Origin of the sequence: Paenibacillus sp. AN1007 (genome assembly GCF_040702995.1) — a bacterium.
Taxonomy (GTDB): Bacteria; Bacillota; Bacilli; order Paenibacillales; family Paenibacillaceae; genus Paenibacillus.
In genome coordinates, this window is sequence record NZ_CP159992.1 from 779,778 (window position 1) to 801,124 (window position 21,347).

The 21,347-nt window shown below is 48.6% G+C and carries 18 protein-coding genes; 16 read left to right on the plus strand and 2 right to left on the minus strand.

Annotation, left to right across the window (positions count from 1 at the left end; genetic code table 11):
- Positions 1 to 8: 8 nt before the first annotated feature.
- The 5 genes from ABXS70_RS03535 (at position 9) to mgrA (ending at position 4,346) form a co-directional block, all read left to right on the plus strand.
- The gene (locus ABXS70_RS03535; protein ID WP_342552451.1) at positions 9 to 674 is read left to right on the plus strand and encodes a bifunctional 2-keto-4-hydroxyglutarate aldolase/2-keto-3-deoxy-6-phosphogluconate aldolase; all 666 of its coding nucleotides are present in this window, start codon (positions 9 to 11) and stop codon (positions 672 to 674) included.
- A gap of 88 nt (positions 675 to 762) precedes the next feature.
- Complete coding sequence (locus ABXS70_RS03540) at positions 763 to 1,530, plus strand: alpha/beta fold hydrolase (protein ID WP_342552450.1); 768 nt, start codon at positions 763 to 765, stop codon at positions 1,528 to 1,530.
- A 27-nt stretch (positions 1,531 to 1,557) separates the two neighbouring features.
- Complete coding sequence (locus ABXS70_RS03545; RefSeq protein WP_342556427.1) at positions 1,558 to 2,325, plus strand: HAD family hydrolase; 768 nt, start codon at positions 1,558 to 1,560, stop codon at positions 2,323 to 2,325.
- 60 nt (positions 2,326 to 2,385) lie between these two features.
- Positions 2,386 to 3,129 carry an NAD-dependent protein deacylase gene (locus ABXS70_RS03550; protein ID WP_342552449.1) on the plus strand — a complete coding sequence of 248 codons (744 nt, stop codon included), beginning with the start codon at positions 2,386 to 2,388 and terminating at the stop codon, positions 3,127 to 3,129.
- Between the two features lie 200 nt (positions 3,130 to 3,329).
- Positions 3,330 to 4,346, plus strand: a complete 1,017-nt coding sequence (gene mgrA, locus ABXS70_RS03555; protein ID WP_366293874.1) for an L-glyceraldehyde 3-phosphate reductase — start codon at positions 3,330 to 3,332, stop codon at positions 4,344 to 4,346.
- A 166-nt stretch (positions 4,347 to 4,512) separates the two neighbouring features.
- On the opposite strand, the gene ABXS70_RS03560 is transcribed toward mgrA, so the two are convergent.
- On the minus strand, positions 4,513 to 5,415 hold the full coding sequence (locus ABXS70_RS03560; protein ID WP_366296532.1) for an AraC family transcriptional regulator: 903 nt from the start codon (positions 5,413 to 5,415) through the stop codon (positions 4,513 to 4,515).
- A gap of 252 nt (positions 5,416 to 5,667) precedes the next feature.
- Between ABXS70_RS03560 and ABXS70_RS03565 the strand changes: the two genes are divergently transcribed.
- From ABXS70_RS03565 to ptsP, 11 genes are all read left to right on the plus strand, one after another.
- Positions 5,668 to 6,849 (plus strand): galactokinase, encoded by a 1,182-nt coding sequence (locus tag ABXS70_RS03565; RefSeq protein ID WP_366293877.1) that lies wholly within the window; start codon positions 5,668 to 5,670, stop codon positions 6,847 to 6,849.
- 1 nt (position 6,850) lies between these two features.
- Positions 6,851 to 7,840, plus strand: a complete 990-nt coding sequence (galE, locus tag ABXS70_RS03570; protein WP_366293879.1) for a UDP-glucose 4-epimerase GalE — start codon at positions 6,851 to 6,853, stop codon at positions 7,838 to 7,840.
- A 14-nt stretch (positions 7,841 to 7,854) separates the two neighbouring features.
- Entirely contained in the window at positions 7,855 to 9,453 is a 1,599-nt protein-coding gene (locus tag ABXS70_RS03575; RefSeq protein ID WP_366293881.1) for a UDP-glucose--hexose-1-phosphate uridylyltransferase, read from the plus strand.
- Positions 9,454 to 9,725: 272 nt separating this feature from the next.
- Positions 9,726 to 10,313 (plus strand): MSMEG_1061 family FMN-dependent PPOX-type flavoprotein, encoded by a 588-nt coding sequence (locus tag ABXS70_RS03580; RefSeq protein WP_366293884.1) that lies wholly within the window; start codon positions 9,726 to 9,728, stop codon positions 10,311 to 10,313.
- A 92-nt stretch (positions 10,314 to 10,405) separates the two neighbouring features.
- Positions 10,406 to 11,569, plus strand: a complete 1,164-nt coding sequence (locus tag ABXS70_RS03585; RefSeq protein WP_342552443.1) for an iron-containing alcohol dehydrogenase — start codon at positions 10,406 to 10,408, stop codon at positions 11,567 to 11,569.
- A gap of 273 nt (positions 11,570 to 11,842) precedes the next feature.
- Entirely contained in the window at positions 11,843 to 12,379 is a 537-nt protein-coding gene (locus ABXS70_RS03590) for a protease (RefSeq protein WP_342552442.1), read from the plus strand.
- A gap of 84 nt (positions 12,380 to 12,463) precedes the next feature.
- Entirely contained in the window at positions 12,464 to 14,020 is a 1,557-nt protein-coding gene (locus tag ABXS70_RS03595; protein ID WP_342552441.1) for a flotillin family protein, read from the plus strand.
- Positions 14,021 to 14,183: 163 nt separating this feature from the next.
- Positions 14,184 to 15,038 (plus strand): PRD domain-containing protein, encoded by an 855-nt coding sequence (locus tag ABXS70_RS03600; RefSeq protein ID WP_342552440.1) that lies wholly within the window; start codon positions 14,184 to 14,186, stop codon positions 15,036 to 15,038.
- Positions 15,039 to 15,326: 288 nt separating this feature from the next.
- The gene (gene ptsG, locus ABXS70_RS03605) at positions 15,327 to 17,381 is read left to right on the plus strand and encodes a glucose-specific PTS transporter subunit IIBC (RefSeq protein ID WP_342552439.1); all 2,055 of its coding nucleotides are present in this window, start codon (positions 15,327 to 15,329) and stop codon (positions 17,379 to 17,381) included.
- Between the two features lie 78 nt (positions 17,382 to 17,459).
- A complete protein-coding gene (locus ABXS70_RS03610) occupies positions 17,460 to 17,735 on the plus strand; it encodes an HPr family phosphocarrier protein (RefSeq protein ID WP_036617010.1) in 276 nt (91 codons plus the stop codon).
- A complete protein-coding gene (ptsP, locus tag ABXS70_RS03615; RefSeq protein ID WP_366293891.1) occupies positions 17,728 to 19,440 on the plus strand; it encodes a phosphoenolpyruvate--protein phosphotransferase in 1,713 nt (570 codons plus the stop codon). The genes ABXS70_RS03610 and ptsP overlap by 8 nt, the downstream gene beginning before the upstream one ends.
- Positions 19,441 to 19,784: 344 nt before the next feature.
- Here ptsP and gcvPB read toward each other — a convergent pair whose 3' ends face one another.
- On the minus strand, positions 19,785 to 21,302 hold the full coding sequence (gcvPB, locus tag ABXS70_RS03620) for an aminomethyl-transferring glycine dehydrogenase subunit GcvPB (RefSeq protein WP_342556425.1): 1,518 nt from the start codon (positions 21,300 to 21,302) through the stop codon (positions 19,785 to 19,787).
- Positions 21,303 to 21,347: the final 45 nt, after the last annotated feature.

Below are 21,347 nucleotides of genomic sequence, written 5' to 3' on the forward strand. Positions count from 1 at the left end.
AGAATGAAATGAAGAAGCTTCAACTGCTGCAAAAAATGACGGACAATGGTGTGGTGGCGGTTCTGCGCGCAGATTCTGCCGATCAGGTCATTGCAATGGCTGAACAGGCAATCGCAGGCGGGATCAAGGTAATCGAAATCACGATGACCGTTCCAAGCGCACTCAAAGCGATCGAAAAACTAAGCCGTGTATACCATTGGAATACGCAGGATCCGGAGAAATTCGCTATCATTGGAGCCGGAACCGTGCTTGAGGCGCAAACGGCGAGAGCCGCAATTATGTCAGGTGCAGAGTTTGTCGTAGGTCCTTCTCTGAATCCCGAAACGGTGCAAATGTGTAACCTGTATCGCGTACCCATTCTGCCGGGTGTCATGACGATTGCTGATGTGCAGCGAGCACTGGAGCTTGGTGTCGATATTATCAAACTGTTCCCGGGCAATTTGTATGATCCTTCAATTATCAAAACGATGAAAGGACCTATGCCGCAGGCGAATTTTATGCCGACAGGCGGTGTGTCTCTGTCCAATCTGGGTGAATGGATCAAAGGTGGAGCTGTAGCCGTAGGGATCGGTTCTGATCTGACGTCAGAAGCTGTGAAAACGGGAGATTTGACTCACGTTCGCCGTAAAGCCGAACAATATATGGAAGCTTATCGTAAAGCCAAGGCTGAATAGTGTTTTTTGAATATGGAAGGGAGTCTGGTATAAGCAGGCTCCCGCTTCCATAAGCCGCGGCATCCGCGGAAGCAAAGAAAGGTGATTGATGTTGAGAAATCGGTATAATACGGGGCGCAAGAAGAGGGGCATTGGCAAGTTTCTGCTCGTACTTCTGGCGCTCATTGTCATTGGATGCGGCTACGTTGCATGGAAGCTGTTTACGCCTTATGGACCTCAGGAGGCAGCTCAGGCAGCGATGAAGACATCTGATGGCGTTGAAGTCAGCGAGCAGGAAAACTGGATTGATTTCAAGCCGGATAAACCTGTTGGCAAAAGTATACTTTTTTATCCCGGGGGTCTGGTTAAACCACAAAGTTATGCCCCTCTGGCTCATGAACTTGCAGCAGCCGGTCATCATACGATTATTGCTAAAATGCCCGTTAATCTGGCTGTAATCAAGCCCAATCTGGCAGATGATATATTGGCAGCATACCCGGACGAACAGTTTGTCATGGGAGGACACTCGCTAGGCGGATCGATGGCGGCTCGTTATACAGCTGCACACCCGGATGCACTTAAAGGTATTTTTTTCCTGGCATCCTATCCGGATGAAAAAGGAAGCGTGCAGAAGCTGGACATTCCGGCGTTATCCATTCTGGGTACCAATGATGGAGTCGTGAATATGGCCAAGTATCAGAACGGACGTATGTATTTGCCACCGGATACCGTGTATTACACTATTAAAGGAGGAAACCACGCTCAATTTGGCGACTATGGTCATCAAAAGGGAGATGGTGAGCCGGAAGTCAGTGAAGAAGATCAACTGAAGCAGACGGTTAAAACGATGATTTCTTGGTTGGATACCATCAAGTAGTCCCGATAATCTTTGGAGGTGGTCATTCTGGCAGTGCTGCAGGTGCAGGGAGACGAAATCTGCTGTAGGGCAATTCTGTTTGACAAAGATGGAACTTTACTGGATTTCTTGCAGCTGTGGGGGCCCTGGGCAGAGAGTATGCTTGAGCAGCTGCAGGGGTGGATGCATGAACGATCAGCTTCCTTTACGGTTGAGCTGGAAAAGGTGCTGGGCACCGTTCACGATCGGCACGGCCGCCTTATCGGGTACGATGTGCAGGGGCCGCTGGCTATAGCTGCGATAGATGAATGTAACGGCTGGCTTGCAGGGCAGATCTATGCAGCCGGTACACCGTGGAATGAAGCGATAACGACAATACGTCAATTTTCGAGTGCAGCGATGAAGTCTGTACGAGAGCGGAAATCGGCTGAACCTATGCCCGGATTGCTGGAACTGCTGCAGCGCTGCAGGGAAGCACAGATTCCGCTGGCTGTAGTCACATCTGACAGCACGTCAGCAGCGGAAGCACACCTGCAATGGATGGGCATCCGTTCCTTTTTCACTTCGATTGTTGGCTGTGACCGGGTAACTCGCGGCAAACCGGATGGCGAATCGTTCCAGTTGGCTTGCCAGGAGTTATCGGTTGAACCGCATGAGGCGGTAGTCATTGGAGACAGTAACGGCGATATGCAGATGGGGCGTTACGCAGGAGCAGCATATACGCTTGGATACTGTCCGCAATTGGATCAGGTAGTGCATCTGCATGATGCTGATGCTGTTATTCGCCATTATGATGAGCTGCGCGTCATGTTATAGAGGCTGCGCTGCGTCTCATATGTATCTTATGAATAGGGATATATCAAAGGAGGAGAGAGGATGAATGCAGCAGAGCAGCTGGCTGCCTGGATTCAGGAAAGCTCACGCATTGTTTTTTTCGGAGGAGCCGGAACTTCAACGGAAAGCGGGATACCCGACTTTCGCTCGGCCGCGGGGCTGTATCAGACGGAGCAGCACTCCCCCTATCCTCCTGAGGAACTGTTAAGTCGTCATTTTTTTGATCAGCATGCCGATATTTTTTATGACTTTTACCGGGGGAAGATGCTCCATCCCGATGCAGAGCCTAATGGCTGCCATCGTTTGCTTGCCCGACTTGAGCAGGAAGGGAGGCTGCACGCTGTCATTACGCAGAACATTGACGGACTTCATCAAAAGGCAGGCAGCAGTCATGTGCTTGAACTTCACGGTTCGGTTCATCGCAACGCGTGTATGGACTGCAAACAATTTTATTCACTGCATGATATTATGCATTCCAAAGATGTTGTACCTCGCTGCACCTCATGCGGCGGCGTAATTAAACCGGATGTGGTGCTGTATGAAGAGGAACTGGATCAGGCAACGCTGTACCATGCGATTGATGCCTTGTCTTCTGCAGATTTGCTGTTGGTTGGCGGAACGTCGCTGACCGTATATCCGGCAGCTCAATTAATTACCTATTTTCAGGGAAAACATACCGTCCTGCTCAATGCCACACCTACGGCTTATGATCAGCGAGCAGACTTGTTGATTACAGAGCCGATTGGCGAGGTAATGAAGAATGTGGACCAGCTCTTGGTTAATTAAAGAATGTGAACGAGCTTTTGCCTAAGTGAAGAATGTGGAACAACTCACTGCATAATTGAAGAATGTAAACCAGTTTATCGTTTCATTTGAAGTTTTGGCTCTGCTTTTTGGTGCAAACCTTGGATGGAATTATGGCATCCTCTAGCTGAGGCTGGACCTGGATATGGGATGCCCGAACCTGTGGAAAGAAGGGATTCTTGATGGTCTACGTAGTTGCTGAAACACGTTACGAAACGATGAAATATAATCGCGTTGGACGTTCAGGTCTGAAGCTTCCGGCAATTTCACTTGGACTGTGGCATAACTTTGGCGGGATCAACAGTTTTGAGAATGGACGCAGCATGATTACCCGCGCATTTGATCTCGGGATTACACATTTTGATTTGGCAAATAATTACGGCCCGCCTCCAGGCTCGGCGGAGCAGCTGTTTGGCCAGGTACTGGCTCAGGACTTGAAACCATACCGGGATGAATTGATTATCTCCACCAAAGCCGGTTATTATATGTGGCCAGGACCTTACGGTGAGTGGGGTTCCCGCAAATATTTGATTTCCAGTCTTAATCAGAGTCTTACTCGAATGGGACTGGACTACGTGGATATATTCTATTCTCACCGATATGATCCGGATACGCCGCTGGAAGAAACGATGATGGCACTGGACCACATTGTTCGATCAGGCAAAGCACTTTATGTGGGCATCTCCAACTATCCTGCGGAGCAGACAAGACAGGCTGCCGACATGTTGAAAAGTCTGGGCACGCCGCTGCTGATTCATCAACCAAGGTATTCCATGCTGGATCGCTGGATTGAGGATGGGCTTCAAGATGTGCTTGATGAGTACGGTGCAGGCAGCATAGCGTTCTGTCCATTGGAGCAGGGAGTGCTTACGAACAAATATTTGAATGGCATTCCGGAAGATTCTCGCGCCAAAGGCCCTTCCGTATTTCTGAATGAAAATAATATCTCTCCAGAGACACTCCGTAAGGTACGTGCCCTGAATCAGATTGCGGCAGCCCGTGGTCAGAGTCTTGCTCAGTTTGCACTGGCTTGGGTACTGCGGAACGGAAAAGTTACTTCTGCGCTGATTGGTGCAAGCCGTCCGTCTCAGATTGAAGAAAATGTCGCTGCGCTTAACCAACTGGAGTTTTCTTCAGATGAACTGGAGCGAATTGAATCGATTCTGCGACCGGAGTCTACGAACAAAAACAAGGATTAGAACCTGCCCTATACGTGAGGGAGCGTTCTGAAATAAATCACACACAAAAAGTGCATCTTAGCCATAAAGGCAGGATGCACTTTTTTAGTTTGCATACGTGACCCTAACCCCGTTGCTCAAGTCCCTAGTCTTGAATACATTTCCTGGCGAAGTAATGTTCAGCTGCTTATTGAGATGAATGATCCGCCGTACTTGTTGAATGTGACGGACGCGCGAGCAGTTTCTCGCGATAGAGGCTGGGGGCTTCTCCGTGGAATCGTTTAAACTGCTTCGAGAAATATAGTGCGTCGGGCATACCGACCGAGGCAGATACTTGTTCTATAGACAAATCCGGGCGTTCACGCAGCAGCTGGCGCGACTTGTCGATCCGCAGTTTCAGTAAATAGGTCACAGGTGTAAGTCCAGTTTCCTGTTTGAAAATACGTGACAGATACGCACGGTTATATCCCAGGCTTTCGGACATTTGTTCAATGGATACGGGGTAGGCATATTGAGTCGACATATACTGAATCATTTGTTTGACAGTCCGCCGGATTGAAGATTCGCCGGAAGTTAAGGTTTGTCCCTCCGAAAGGTGATTTTGAGCCTCGGCCAAAATCAGATATAACGTGCCGAGAGAAGTGAAATGAGCGCTCTCTTTACGTTCGGCAAATGCACCCTGCATAACAGCCAGCCAGTTCGATAGGTCGCCTGAGGTTCCGGCATGAAAAACGGATTTTTCTGGCCGAAATCCGGCTTCTTCTACATGCTGTGCGGCTTGACTGCCTGTGAAGGCAATCCAGCGATACTGCCATGGGTTACGTGCATGAGACTTGTAACTGACGAGCTGACCCGGGTGAATGAGAAAACAATCACCTGCATAGAGGTCGTAAGTATGCAGCTCGGTACGAAACGTACCTGCTCCCTTTTCTACATAATGTAAAAGATAATAATCATACAGCTTCGGCCCGAGCGCATGTCCGGGAAGGGTCTGGCTTGCACCAGCAAAGAGGACATGCAGCCCACCCTCGTTATAATAGACAGGGTTGGAAGCAACCGAATAACTGAGTGCGCCGCTCTTGGCTCCCATGGATTCCTGCGCTGATCGGGGAATACACGAATCTGTTGTACTGCGAGATGATGCTTGGGGCACAGGGCTTATTTTGGATTCCTTCATCTATGATCCTTCTTTCCGTTTTTCGTGCTTTAATGATTATAACCATTATAGAATGAAAGGTCACATTTATCCATATGAATCACACATGGGTTCATTTCAAGCGTGATCGCTTCCTTGTATAATAAGCTTAAGAAAACCACAACAAAGAGGCGAGGTGCATCAGCTTTGAATGTAACTGATTTGCAACAAAAGTTTATTGAGAAGTACGGAGAAAGTGGAGCGGACATCCGTGTATTTCATGCCCCTGGGCGTGTGAATCTGATCGGTGAACATATCGACTACAACGGTGGTTATGTGCTTCCGGCCGCGCTTGAGTTTGGCACAACGTTGCTCATTCGTGAACGTACGGATAACAAGCTGCATCTGGCTTCCACAAACATGGCTTACGAGGGAACGCTGGACACAGGTTCGATCGGCCAGGAGAAAACGGGAGAGTGGACGGACTACGCGGTAGGCGTCATGGTTGGACTGCAGGGCAAAGGTGTCCAGGTGACGAGAGGGTATGATTTTCTCTATCATGGCGAAATCCCGAACGGAGCAGGACTCTCTTCCTCTGCATCTCTGGAGGTACTTACCGGCTATGCCGTTCAATCCATGGAAGGGATATCAGCCATCGATACCGTAGAGCTTGCGCTGTTGTCCCAGAAAGTGGAGAATGAGTTTGTTGGTGTCAACTGCGGCATTATGGATCAGTTTGCTGTAGCGAACGGTGCCAAGGATCACGCAATTCTGCTCATGTGTGATACGTTAGAGTACGAGAAGGTTCCGTTCCGTACAGGTGCGTACAAACTGATTATCGGTAACACTAATAAGCGCCGTGGTTTGGTCGATTCAGCATACAATGAGCGGCGCTCCCAATGCGAGCAGGCACTTGCCGTTTTGAAGGAACAGCTGCCTGCACTGAAATACCTGGCTCAATTGAAGCCGGAACAGTTTGACACATTACAGGATCAGATCAAGGATGAGAAAGTCAGACAGCGTGCCCAGCACGTTGTGGAAGAAAATGCGAGGGTGCTGGCTTCTGTAGAAGCATTGCGAAACAATGATCTCGAAGCGTTTGGACAGCTGATGAACGCTTCGCATGAATCGCTGCGTGATCTGTATGAAGTAAGCTGCAGTGAGCTGGATGTTATGGTTGAAGAAGCACGGCGGATTCCAGGTACATTAGGTGCACGTATGACTGGCGCAGGTTTTGGCGGATGTACAGTATCTCTGGTACACGAGAATGATGCTGACCGTTTTGTGAGTGAAGTGGGTGCGGCGTATGAAGCACGCACGGGTCTTAAAGGTGATTTCTATGTATGTGGCGTAGGCGAAGGCGTTAACGAACTCAAGGAGGCGAAGTAAAATGGCAATTTTGGTGACAGGTGGAGCAGGATATATCGGTTCTCATACGGTGGCAGCATTGCTTGAACGCGGCGAAGAGGTTGTTGTACTGGATAACCTGCAGACAGGACATCGGGAGGCGCTGCTGGGCGGTAAACTGTACGAAGGTGATCTTCGTGACAAGGAGCTTTTGGCGAAACTGTTTGCGGAAAATTCAATTGATGCCGTCATTCACTTTGCAGCGAACTCGCTGGTTGGGGAAAGTATGAAGGAGCCAGCGAAGTACTACGACAACAACGTATTCGGTACACTCTGCTTGCTGGAAGCAATGAATGAAGCCAATGTACGCCGCATTGTCTTCTCTTCAACAGCAGCAACTTACGGTGAGCCTGAGAAAGTGCCGATCGAAGAGAGCGACCGTACCGAGCCTACCAATGTTTATGGAGAAACCAAATTGATGATGGAGCGCATGATGTCCTGGTTCGACAAAGTGCAGGATATCAAATACGTTTCCCTGCGTTACTTCAATGCAGCTGGCGCACACGAAAGCGGCAAAATTGGTGAAGACCATCAGCCGGAGAGTCACCTGATTCCGCTTGTGCTGCAAACCGCATTGAAACAGCGTTCGCATATCGCCGTATTCGGAGATGATTATGCAACAGAAGACGGCACATGTATCCGTGACTATATCCATGTTAGCGATCTGGCGGATGCGCATCTGCGTGCCGTAGATTACCTGCGCAAAGGGGAGAACAGCAACGTATTTAACCTAGGTAACGGTACTGGCTTCTCGGTAAAACAAGTGATTGAAACCGCGAAAAAAGTGACCGGTTTGGATATCCCGGTTGTTCAGGAACCACGTCGTGCGGGTGACCCTGCTGTGCTGGTGGCATCGTCTGCAAAAGCCAGATCCGTTCTGGGCTGGAACCCGAAATGGACAAACCTCGAAGACGTGATTCAAAGCGCATGGAACTGGCATCAATCCCGTCCAGAAGGCTACGGAAAAAACTAGGAGGCGAACATCTAATGTCACAGACTCAACCTGGAGCAGAGGCCACAGAGCGTACACACGAGCAGCAGGAAGCACTGCATGCCATTGAGCGTCTGGTCGCATTTGCCTTACAGAAAAAGCTGATCGAGGAAGCAGATTACGATTACAGCCGCAATCTGTTGATGGAACAGTTCGGCTTCTCAGAACCGTACGCCGGTGAACCGGATGCAGCCATTCCTGATGGTCCACAGACGATGCTGGATACCCTGATTGATTATGGATACACAATTGGACTTATTCCTGAGAACAGCGACACGTTCCGTGATCTGCTGGATGCAAAAATTATGGGTCATCTGATGGCGCGTCCATCGGAAGTTATCCGTGCATTTCGTCATACCGAACAGACTGAAGGCATTGAGGCGGCAACATCGCAATTTTACGACTTGTCCATTAACTCCAACTATATCCGGATGGACCGTGTCTCCAAGAACGTCTACTGGACACAGGATACTGCTTATGGCGAGATGGAGATTACGATTAACCTGTCCAAACCGGAGAAAAGCCCAAAGGAAATTGCTATGGCGAAGCTGCTTCCACCCCCGGTATATCCAAAATGTCAGCTGTGTCGTGAAAATGTAGGTTATGCTGGTCGGGTCAATCACCCGGCCCGCCAGAACCTGCGTGTCATTCCGCTGCAGCTTAACAATGAGCCGTGGTTGTTCCAGTACTCGCCGTACGTGTACTATAATGAACACTGCATTATTTTCCATCATGATCATGTGCCGATGAAACTGACGAAGGATACGCTGCGCAGACTGCTTGCATTTGTTCAGGAATATCCGCATTATTTTATCGGGTCTAACGCCGATCTTCCGATCGTAGGCGGTTCGATTCTGACTCATGATCACTTCCAAGGTGGACGTCATACGTTCGCCATTCAAAATGCACAGCCTGAGGCGGTTTTCCGTCACGCGGGTGCACCTGGGTTGACACTCAGCCTTGTTAAATGGCCGATGTCTGTGATGCGTCTTCATTCGCATGATCCTGCGGAACTGCTCGAAGCGGGTAATGCCGTTTACGAAGCTTGGAAAGTGTACAGCGATTCTGCAGTAGAGATCGAAGCATTTAGTGAGATCGATGGGGAAAAGGTGCCTCACAACACGGTAACGCCGATTGTTCGCCGCAGTGCGGATGGCGGTTTTGAGATGGACCTTGTTTTGCGTAACAACCGTACAAATGATGAGCATCCGGAAGGCATTTTCCACCCTCACCGGGAAATGCATCATCTGAAGAAAGAAAATATCGGTCTGATTGAAGTCATGGGACTTGCTATTTTGCCGGGTCGCCTGAAGCAGGAGCTGGACGGCATTGCCGACATTTTGGCAGGAAATACACAGCTTGCAGAAGCTGCTCAGGCGGCAGATCATGAGCTGAACAAACACTTACCGTGGACAGAAGCGTTGAAGCAGGAACATGGCTCCAGCTTGACGAAGGAAGAAGCGGTTGCCCTTGTGCAGAAGCAGGTTGGCTTGAAATTTTCCGAAATTTTGGAGCACGCAGGTGTGTATAAACATGATGAAGCTGGGCGTCAGGCATTCCGCCGTTTCGTAAGCAGCATGGGATATACAGAGTAATTGAGCTGTATAGGATTTGAAAAGTTCGCTCATTACCTTAACACCTGGACGTACCAGGAGTTTGCGGCAATAGAATGAATAGCAGGCATCCGTTCGATGATGAACGGATGCTTTTTATGCCCGTTGTTATAATGCGATAAACTACGAGCTGCGTTGTAACAGATGCTGTCTTTTTAGACTTTTTCCCACTTGCGGGTCATGTATAATGGAGAAAAAGGATAGAATCTCCACAGATAAACAAAAAAACTACATATTGAAATGGGGACGATTTAGTGGAAAAGCAGCCGCTTAACCTTCCATTGATCTCGGATGCCAAGGAACTCAAAAGCATGGTAGGAGAATCGAGCGAACGCGTACGTAACAAAGTAATCCCATTTGTTGATTCGCATGTTCAGAAGTTTATCGCTAAGTCACCTTTATTTTTCTTGTCCACTTCGGATCAGAATGGGAAATGTGATGTATCACCCCGCGGGGGAGACCCTGGATTCGTCCATGTAATGGACCCCTACAGACTGGTTTATCCTGAACGCCCAGGGAACCGCCGAATCGATTCCTTATTGAACATTTTATCGGACCCGGGTGTAGGTATGCTGTTTGCAATTCCGGGATTAAACGAGGTGCTGCGCATTAACGGAACAGCATGTATCACGAAGGATGAAGAATTCATTGCAGGTATGAACTGGAGTGGTAAAACGATTGGAGCAGCCGTCATTGTGGAAGTGGAGGAATGTTTCATTCATTGTCCAAGGGCCTTCAGTCAAGCCGGGTTATGGGATACTGAAACATGGGCAAACTCAGAAGATTTGCCATCCGTTAGCGAGCTGCTGCAGGCGCATCTTCAGATCAACGGGTTGAACTAAAGTGAGCGGCTATCGATTTGTTTTTCGATAAAAGGGGTACTATAATTGAGGTTGCACTAAAAATTAAACTCCCTTGGAGGCGATTATAGATCATGAGATCTTTTCAATTTTATAACCCAACCCGTCTGATCTTCGGTAAAGGCCAGCTGGAAGCACTGAAAACGGAAGTGCCGAAATACGGCAAACGGGTTCTGCTTGTATACGGCGGTGGAAGCATTAAACGCAGCGGACTGTATGAGCAAGTGCTCGGTTTGCTTCAGGAAATTGGAGCAGAAGTGACTGAGCTGGCAGGAGTTGAGCCTAATCCGCGTCTATCCACTGTACACAAAGGCGTAGACCTGTGTAAAACGAATGATATTGAGCTCATTCTAGCCGTTGGCGGCGGAAGTGTACTCGACTGTGCCAAAGCTATTGCTGTTGGAGCTAAATATGATGGGGATATGTGGGACTTTGCGCAGCGTAAAGCCGCTGCACAAGATGCACTTCCGCTGGGCACCGTGCTGACCATGGCAGCTACCGGTTCAGAGATGAACTCGGGGTCCGTTATTACGAATCAGGAAACTCAAGAGAAGCTGGGCTGGGGAAGCGCATATTCCTTCCCTGCATTCTCCATTCTTGATCCTGTAAATACATACACGGTACCGAAGGACCAAACGGTATACGGTATGGTGGACATGATGTCTCACGTATTGGAGCATTATTTCCATCTCGACCCGAACACGCCTGTTCAGCTGGGTTTCTGTGAAACCATTTTACGCACCGTAATGGAAGCAGCCCCACGATTGGTGGAGGACTTGGAAAATTACGAACTACGCGAAACGATTTTGTATTGTGGAACGATGGCGCTTAACGGTGTGCTGAACATGGGGCTGGCAGGAGACTGGGCAACCCATAACATTGAACACGCAGTGTCTGCGGTATATGATATCCCGCACGGCGGAGGACTTGCGATTCTGTTCCCACACTGGATGAGACATAACCTGGATGTGAAGGTAGATCGTTTCAAACGTCTCGCGATTAATGTGTTTGATGTGAACCCTGAGGGTAAATCAGACAGACAGATTGCCGAAGAAGGAATCGATGCGCTGAGCAAGTTCTGGACGTCCATTGGTGCACCGAACCGATTGGCCGATTATGATATCGATGACAGCCAGATTGAAGTTATGGCGGATAAAGCGATGCTGTTTGGACCTTTTGGTAACTTCAAAAAACTGCAGCGTGAAGATGTAGTATCCATCTACAAAGCTTCTCTGTAAGTGGGAGCTGAAATGCTCGCCTGTTTAAATACGTTTAAAATAGCAGTAAAAAAACGCAAGCTTCTATCTGGAGGCTTGCGTTTTTGTGCTGCTCTGAATACGCGCGAGAGAGGGAAATGGAGCATTCGTTAAGATTGTCATGATAATACCCATTAGCGGCTTCTGAATACAGCTTAGGAAAGATTTTGAAACATTTTGCCTGGAAGTACGTATTTATTTACATGTGGAATGCACAGTTGGGAGAACACGCAGCGCAGAGAGGAGGAAGAGGGGATGGAAGCAATTTATTGGGGATGTCTCATCGGAGGCGCCGTTTTTGCTATTGTAAGCCTTGTACTGGGTGATTTGATTGACGGGCTGCTGGATGGTGCCTTTGAAATGCCTGGTGTTGATTTTTTCAAACCTGTTGTACTTGCAGGGTCCATTACTGCTTTTGGCGGTGCAGGTATTCTGCTAACGCGGTACAGCTCACTCAGTGTGATGTCGAATCTAATCTTATCCCTATTGATCGGTATCGCTGCAGCCATGCTGGTATTCTTCGCATACATTAAACCGATGCGTAACAGTGACGTATCCATTGGTTTCTCGATGAAGGAGTTGTCGGGAAAAATCGGAGAGATCACGATTCCGGTACCTGCGAACGGATTTGGTGAAGTGATGATTCGTTTTGCATCCGGTAACACCATTCAGACCGCATCCAGCTTTGAACAGCTCCCCATTGCGGCGGGAGCACGAGTGGTTGTCATTGATGTGGTGGATGGCGTGCTCCGTGTATCCGAATGGGAGAAAGATGTACTTAAGGAAGTGTAAAGGTCAGCAGGTTTAGTTATACGATTATGGATCGCTGACAATCTAAGAGATTCAAGTACTTACGAGATAAGGGGAGAGATGTGAATGACAGCTAATTTGGATTGGGATGTATTGTTGATACCTATCGTGGTTGTGGGTGTTATTTTGATTTTGGGATTGGCATTCTGGGCGAGATACAAGACGGTTGGTCCGGATGAAGCCATGATTGTGACAGGTTCATTTCTGGGAAGCAAAAATATTTCAGAAGATGAATCAGGTCGTAAAATTAAAATCGTGCGCGGCGGCGGTGCGTTTATTCTGCCCGTGTTCCAGCAGTCCGAATTTATTTCGTTACTGTCACACAAGCTGGATGTATCTACACCGGAAGTGTACACCGAACAGGGTGTTCCGGTTATTGCAGACGGTGTGGCAATCATCAAGGTTGGAAGCGCTGTAGAGGACGTTGCCACAGCTGCTGAGCAATTTATCGGTAAACCGGTAGATTCACTGAGAGGTGAAGCACAGGAAGTGCTGGAGGGGCATTTACGGGCCATCCTGGGTACGATGACGGTGGAAGAGGTATACCGGAACAGAGATCGTTTTGCACAAGAGGTGCAGGGCGTGGCAGCCCGGGATCTGAAAAAGATGGGTCTGCAGATTGTTTCCTTCACCATCAAGGATGTTCGCGACAAGCAGGGGTATCTGGATGCGCTCGGTAAACCGAGAATCGCAGCTGTAAAGCGGGATGCCGAGATTGCCGAAGCAGAAGCAATGCGGGATGCTCGAATTCAGAAGGCAAACGCAGAGGAACAAGGACAGAAAGCCGAATTGCTGCGTGACACCAACATTGCTGAAGCAGCCAAAGAGAAAGAATTGAAAGTAGCAGCCTTTAAACGTGATCAGGATACTGCCAAGGCGGAAGCCGATCAGGCGTATCATATCCATGAAGCACGTGCGAGACAAACAGTTGTTGAAGAGCAGATGAAAGTTGAACTCGTACGTAAAGAGCGTGAGATCGACCTGCAGGAAAAAGAGATTACGGTTCGTGAGAAACAATATGACGCAGAAGTGAAGAAAAAAGCGGAAGCGGATCGTTATGCCGTTGAGCAGGCTGCGGAAGCAGACAAAGCAAAACGGATGCGTGAAGCCGATGCAGTTCAGTACTCTATCGAGACCCAGGCCAAAGCAACAGCCGAGCAAAAGCGGCTTGAAGGTCAGGCCATGGCGGATGCAGAACGGGCCAAAGGTACAGCCGATGCAGAAGTTATTCGTCTGCGCGGTCTTGCAGAAGCGGAAGCCAAGGAAAAATTGGCTGAGGCGTTCCAGAAGTTTGGCGAAGCTGCAGTACTCGATATCATCGTCAAAATGCTGCCTGAGCTGGCTGGTAAAATTGCTGAGCCAATTTCCTCCATTGACAAGTTGACGGTGGTTGATACAGGTAAAGGTGAAGGGGCTGCACGTGTCAGCAACTATGTAACGGAACTGATGTCGACGGCACCTGAAATGCTGAAAAGTGTATCCGGTATCGACGTGGAGCAGCTGATCAAAGGGCTGACCAAAACGAAAACACCTGCACCAGTGGCTGTCCATTCAACCGAACCTGTGAAAGCAGCTCCGTCAACGATCGACAGCATTGTGGAAAGAAGCGAAAGCAAAGAGTAAGGAATGGCATTGTGTTCCAATGCTCGTCTATTGACCTTAAGGCGAATTTTTGTTACTTTTTAAGCGAGACGTCCGGCGCGGTTTGCCCGCTCCGGATGTTTTTTGGTTTGTAACAAAGATGTGTGCAGCACATCCAAGATGGTGTGAAAAAAGAGGTGCAAAAATGAGCAGCCTGCATGTAGATAAAGCGCTAAATAATAATGTAATTATTGCACAGCATCCTGAGCACGGCGAAGTTGTGGTGATCGGCAAGGGTATCGGCTTTAACCGGAAGCCGAGTGATGACATCCCACTGACCGCTGTGGAGAAGATGTTCATTTTGAAAAACCAGCAGGAACAGGAGCAGTATAAGCAGCTTCTTCCGCAGGTGGATGAAGCTTTAATCGAGATTATTAACGAAGTCATCACGTATATCGCAGAGCGTACGGATGTTCCGCTCAATGAACATATTCATATTGCTTTAACGGATCATATTTCTTTTGCGTTGAAGCGCAAAGAGCAGGGCATTGTCATTCAGAATCCATTTTTATATGAAACAAGGGAAATTTACCCGGACGAATATCGGATGGGCGAATATGCGGTTCGCTTAATTAAGGAAAGGTTAGGCGTGGATCTGGGGCAGGATGAGATTGGTTTTGTTGCGCTGCATATTTACAGCGCGATGACGAACCAGAATATATCCCAAGTGCGCGAGCATTCGCAATTAATTACGGACTTGGTAAATCTGGTTGCGGACCAGCTGGATTATTCTTTTGAAACGCAATCCTTGGACTACTCCCGTCTTTTAACTCATCTTCGGTTTGCCTTGGAGCGCATACGCCGGGGAGACAAGGTGGAAGAGCTTCATAAGCTGGATTCTCTGCTTAAATTGGAGTATCCCGAAATGTACTCGCTTGCATGGAAGCTGACCAAAGTGATGGAAAAACGGTTGAAATTACCCGTTTATCCGGCAGAGGTTGGTTATTTAACCATACATCTGCAGCGGCTGAACCAGCGGAAAGAAGAAGAGAATAAGTGAAATCATATCAGAAATTTTAGCGAAATCACGTTTTTTTCTGTAAAGGCTTGCAATGCATCTGAAGTGGTGCTACAATTGTGACCGTAATCAAGCAACTGAATAAACATAAGCGACGTGTTACTGACTCGATCAGGCATGAGTTAATTAGAGTGTGATTGTTCTACCTTTTTAAGGGTATGCTATACCCTGAGGTTGGCACAGTTCACTTTTATTAGTTCATGCCTTTTTTGTGTTCCCTTGCTTGCATCACGACATACAGACTCATTATGAAAGGAAGAATACGACGCGATGTTTAAAAAGCTTTTTGGTGTACTGCAAAGAGTAGGTAAAGCTCTCATGCTGCCTGTAGCGATCTTGCCAGCCGCAGGTTTGCTGCTCGGAATCGGTAACATGCTGGTAAATGAAGACTTCCTGCAATATGCAACTGCGCTCGACACCCCTTGGGTAAACTCGATTGCAACCATCATGATGAACGCAGGTCAGATCGTATTTGATAATCTGGCATTGCTGTTTGCGGTCGGTGTAGCCGTCGGGCTCGCTGGCGGTGAAGGTGTAGCAGGTCTTGCAGCGATCATCGGTTATCTGGTCATGAACGTGACTTTGGGTTCCGCAGTAGGTGTCACACCTGCCATGATTGGCAAGGTGCCGGGTTATGCAAGTGTCCTGGGTATTCCTACATTAAGCACAGGGGTGTTTGGAGGTATCATTATCGGTATCGCCGCAGCACTGTGTTATAATCGGTTCTTCAAAATTGAACTTCCGTCTTACCTTGGATTCTTCGCAGGTAAACGTTTTGTTCCGATTGTCACGTCAGTAGTCTCTCTTCTGTTAGGGCTGCTGCTTGTAGTCATCTGGCCGCCAATCCAGAACGGATTAAATACGGTTTCTCACTTCATGGTAGATACCAGCCCGACCTTGTCGGCCTTCATCTTCGGTGTCGTAGAGCGGTCACTGATTCCGTTCGGGCTGCATCACATTTTCTACTCCCCATTCTGGTTTGAGTTCGGTGAGTATGTGAACAAAGCCGGCGATGTGATTCGCGGAGACCAGAAGATTTTCTTCAGCCAGCTGCGTGATGGCGTTGCGTTGACTGCGGGAACGTTCCAAGTGGGTAAATTCCCGTTCATGATGTTCGGTTTGCCAGCAGCCGCACTTGCGATGTACCATGAAGCAAGACCTGAGCATAAAAAATATGTGGCAGGTATCATGGGTTCAGCTGCACTGACATCGTTCCTGACAGGGATCACTGAACCACTTGAGTTCTCATTCTTGTTCGTAGCACCAATCTTGTTTGCTGTACACTGTATCTTTGCAGGTTTGTCTTTCATGACTATGCAGCTGCTTGATGTTAAGATCGGGATGACCTTCTCCGGGGGCTTTATTGACTTCCTGATCTTTGGTATCATTCCAAACCGCACGCCATGGTGGGACGTTATTATCGTCGGTCTGATCCTTGCCGTGATCTATTACTTCGGTTTCCGATTAATTATCCGCAAGTTCAATCTCAAAACACCAGGACGTGAGGAAGCATCTGCGGAAACGGCATCCGGCGGTTCTTCAGGTTCCACGGACGATCTGCCTCACAATATCCTTGAAGCCTTTGGCGGCAAGGAGAACATTAAACATCTGGATGCATGTATCACTCGTTTGCGGATTGAAGTCAATGAGAAATCCAATGTGCAGAAAGATCGTTTGAAACAATTGGGTGCATCTGGTGTGCTTGAAGTGGGTAATAATGTTCAAGCCATCTTCGGAACACGTTCCGATACGATCAAATCCCAAATGCAGGATATCATTGCAGGGCGTACGCCTGCACCGACTCCGGCTGCTGATGTTAAACCGACTCCTGAAGAGGAGAAAGCAGAAGGAGAACAAGGTGAACGCATTGTGGCAGAGGATATCGTCATGCCAGTCAATGGTGAGCTGATGGATATTACGAACGTACCTGACCCAGTCTTCGCTGAAAAAATGACAGGTGACGGGTTCGCAATTCTGCCACATGACGGAACGATTACTTCCCCTGTGTATGGTAAAGTATTTAATGTATTTCCAAGCAAACATGCCGTAGGTATTATGTCAGACGGCGGCAAGGAAGTGCTTGTTCACATAGGAGTTAACACGGTGAAACTGAAAGGTCAAGGTTTCAACGTGCTGGTTCAGGAAGGTGACCTTGTATCTGCAGGCCAACCGATTATGGAAGTGGATCTGGAGTACGTGAAAGCAAACGCTCCGTCCATCATTTCTCCAGTGATTTTCACCAACCTGCCAGAAGGCTCCACCATCACGCTGAAGAAGAGCGGCGTGCTCAAAGTTGGCGATCAGCCGATCATTGAGATAAAATAAGAACTGTTCCAAGCGATGGCAAGCAAGTGTAAAAATATGCAATGCCTAAACCAAACTACTGAAAGCGAGATGATTGTAATGCAACAAACATTCAGAATTACAGACGAAGATGGTATCCACGCACGTCCAGCGACAGCTTTGGTGAATACAGCAAACAAGTTCAAAGGTGCTGAATCCTTCGCAGAAGCTAACGGTAAAAAAGTAACATTGAAATCGATTCTGGGCGTTCTTTCCCTCGGTCTGGAGCAAGGTGACACGATCAGCATTATTGTTGAAGGTGAAGGCGAAGCAGAAGCACTTCAAGCTTTGACTGACGTTATGGTTAACGAAGGGTTGGGCGAAATTAATGCTTAATGTTTCCGGGATCGCGGCTTCGGCGGGTATTGCTATCGCCAAGGCGTTTATCTTGGAGCATCCTGACTACTCTGTAGAAAAACGCCAAATCAACGACGTTGACGCAGAGATCGCCAAACTTGACTCAGCTCTGGGTAAATCCCGGGCTGAGCTTGAGGCGATCAAAGAGCGTACTTTACAAGAGCTTGGCGAGAAAAAAGCTGAAATTTTTGCCTCACACTTGCTCATTCTGGATGACCCGGAACTGATTGATCCGGTGAAATCAAAAATTGCCGATGAAATGGTGAATGCAGAGTTTGCTCTGAATGAAACAGCTTCCCAATTTATCTCCATGTTCGAAAACATGAAGAGTGCATACCTGCAGGAACGTGCAGCGGATATGCGTGACGTAACCAAGCGTGTGCTAAATCACTTGCTTGGCATCGACTTCATGAGCCCGGCTGAGATCAGTGAAGAAGTGATCGTGCTTGCGGAGGATTTAACACCTTCCGATACAGCTCAATTGAACCGTCAATATGTTAAAGGTTTTGCAACCAACATTGGTGGACGTACTTCTCACTCTGCCATCATGGCTCGTTCCCTTGAAATTCCGGCTGTTGTCGGAACCAAGGACATTCTGGCTCAAGCGAAACAGGGTGACCTGATTATCGTTGATGGCCTGGATGGGCATGTTCTGGTTAACCCTACAGACGACGTCGTTGCTGAATACCGTGCCAAACAGGAACAGTATGATGCACAGCGTGCGGAATGGAGAAAACTGCGTGACGAACCAACCGTAACGGTAGACCATGTTCATGTGGAACTGGCTGCAAACATTGGTACGCCGAACGATGTAACAGGGGTATTGGAGAATGGCGGCGAGGCTGTAGGCTTGTACCGTACCGAGTTCCTGTACATGGGCAGAGACAAGCTTCCTTCCGAAGACATTCAGTACAATGCTTATAAAGCCGTACTTGAAAAAATGGAAGGCAAACCGGTTGTTGTGCGTACGCTCGACATCGGTGGAGACAAAGAGCTTCCTTATCTCGATCTGCCAAAAGAAATGAATCCATTCCTCGGCTTCCGCGCAGTTCGTCTGTGTCTGGACCGTCTGGATATTTTCCGTACACAGCTGCGTGCTTTACTGCGTGCAAGTGTACATGGAAACTTGCGTGTCATGTTCCCTATGATCGCAACACTGGGTGAATTCCGTGAAGCCAAAGCTGTCCTGCTCGAAGAGAAGGAAAAGCTTGTCGCTGAAGGGATTGCTGTTTCCGACAGCATTCAGCTCGGGATCATGGTCGAAATTCCTTCAACTGCTGTAATGGCGGATCAATTCGCCAAAGAAGTGGACTTCTTCAGTATCGGTACTAACGATCTGATCCAGTACACGATGGCTGCTGACCGGATGAATGAGCGCGTATCTTATCTGTATCAGCCTTACAACCCAGCCATTTTGCGTTTGGTTAAAATGGTTATCGATGCAGCGCATCGTGAAGGTAAATGGGTTGGCATGTGCGGTGAGATGGCAGGAGACGAAACAGCAATTCCACTGCTGCTTGGTCTTGGACTGGATGAGTTCAGCATGAGCGCAACTTCCATTCTGCCAGCGCGCAGCCAGATCACCAAGCTGTCCCGTGCGGACATGCAGGAACTCGCTGCCAAAGCTTTGGAAATGCAAACCGCTGAACAAGTGGTTGAACTGGTTCAAAGCATTCAAGCGTAATTTTGCCGGAGTTTCCTCCGGATTTAAGGTCTTCTTTTTCCGATAAAGGGCTGCTTCCATGCAGCAGTATTGCCGGTTTCCACGAGTAGTGGGGGCCGGCTTTTTTTGTTATGCTGCGCGTGAAACGATAGTTGGTGCTGCAGGTTAAAACGATAAAATCCCCTTGTAAGAAAGGAGATGGAAGCTCTCTTTCCTTACAAGGGGAGTACATGGAGTAAACCCACTAAAGGATTTTAATATCACGTTGGCTATTTTTTACACTTGAACGGAGTCAGAGTCATGGAAAAACTTATAGTGAATCTATCCACCCGGGTGGGCTTGGTATAATCTCTCGTTCAAGTTGTTTAGCTGCAGGCGCAGTTTAATACAGGTTTACGTGCTGCGGTCGTTTCATCCAGACGAGTAACTGGTGTACCATAAGGAGCGTTAAGCACCAATTCAGGTGTTTCTTCCGCTTCTTTGGCAATGCGGATCATCGTATCAATAAATCCGTCCAGCGTTTCCTTACTCTCGGTTTCAGTAGGCTCAATCATAATACACTCTTCCACATTAAGCGGGAAGTAGATTGTTGGCGGATGATAACCAAAATCGAGCAGACGCTTTGCCACATCCAGCGTGCGCACACCATACTGTTTCAGGCCGCGGCCTGACATAACAAATTCATGTTTGCATACACCCGGATACGGAATCTCGTAGTGAGGCGCCAGACGGGCCATCATATAGTTGGCATTCAGCACGGCGCATTCGGATACACGGCGCAAACCTTCCGGTCCATAGGTTCGAATGTAGGCATAGGCACGTACCAGAATGCCGAAGTTTCCATAGTAGGCTTTCACGCGGCCGATGGATTGATCTCCTTCGTAATCCAGAGCGTACACACCTTGTTCATTCTGAACAACCATCGGTTTAGGCAGGAACGGGATCAGACGGCTTTTCACGCCGACAGGCCCGGCGCCTGGTCCGCCACCGCCGTGAGGGGTGCTCATCGTTTTGTGCAGGTTTAGATGTACAACATCAAATCCCATATCTCCGGGACGCGTAATGCCCATTATGGCATTGGAGTTGGCTCCGTCATAATACAGCAGGCCGCCAGCTTCGTGCACGATGGATGCAATCTCTTGAATATCCTTCTCGAACAAACCGAGTGTGTTCGGATTCGTCAGCATCAGAGCCGCGGTATCCGAACTAACGGCTGCACGCAGCGCTTCCAGATCGACCAAACCGTCTGCACGCGAAGGAATTGTCACCGTTTCGAATCCGGCAACGGCTGCACTCGCCGGATTGGTACCATGCGAGGAGTCAGGTACGATTACTTTCGTACGCAGTTCCCCGCGACTTTCGTGATAAGCCCGGATCATCATCAGCCCGGTCCATTCTCCGTGAGCTCCGGCAGCAGGCTGCAGCGTTACGGCATCCATACCTGTTAGACCTGCAAGATCATTTTGTAAGGTATAGAGCAGTTCAAGCGCACCTTGAAGGCTGGATTCATGCTGATACGGATGTATTTTGGCAAAACCGCTGTATCGTGCTACATCTTCGTTAATCTTGGGATTGTATTTCATCGTACAGGAACCGAGCGGGTAAAATCCGTTATCTACCCCGAAGTTGCGGCGGGACAATGCAGTGTAGTGACGAATGACGTCAACTTCAAACACTTCGGGCAGGGCCGCCGCTTGGGAGCGAAGCATTTCCCGGGGAATCAGCGTATCAGCTTCCTGACGGGGAACATCACATTCAGGCAGGGAATAAGCCACGCGCCCAGGGCTGCTCAGCTCGAAAATCAATGTCTGCTCGGGAGCGTCAGATGGCGTTGACGGCACGGCTTGGGAACTGCCCGTGCTTTCAGGAGCTTGTGAGTCCATGCCATTCTGATGATTCACTGCCTGACTTGTTTTAGGCGTTTCAGA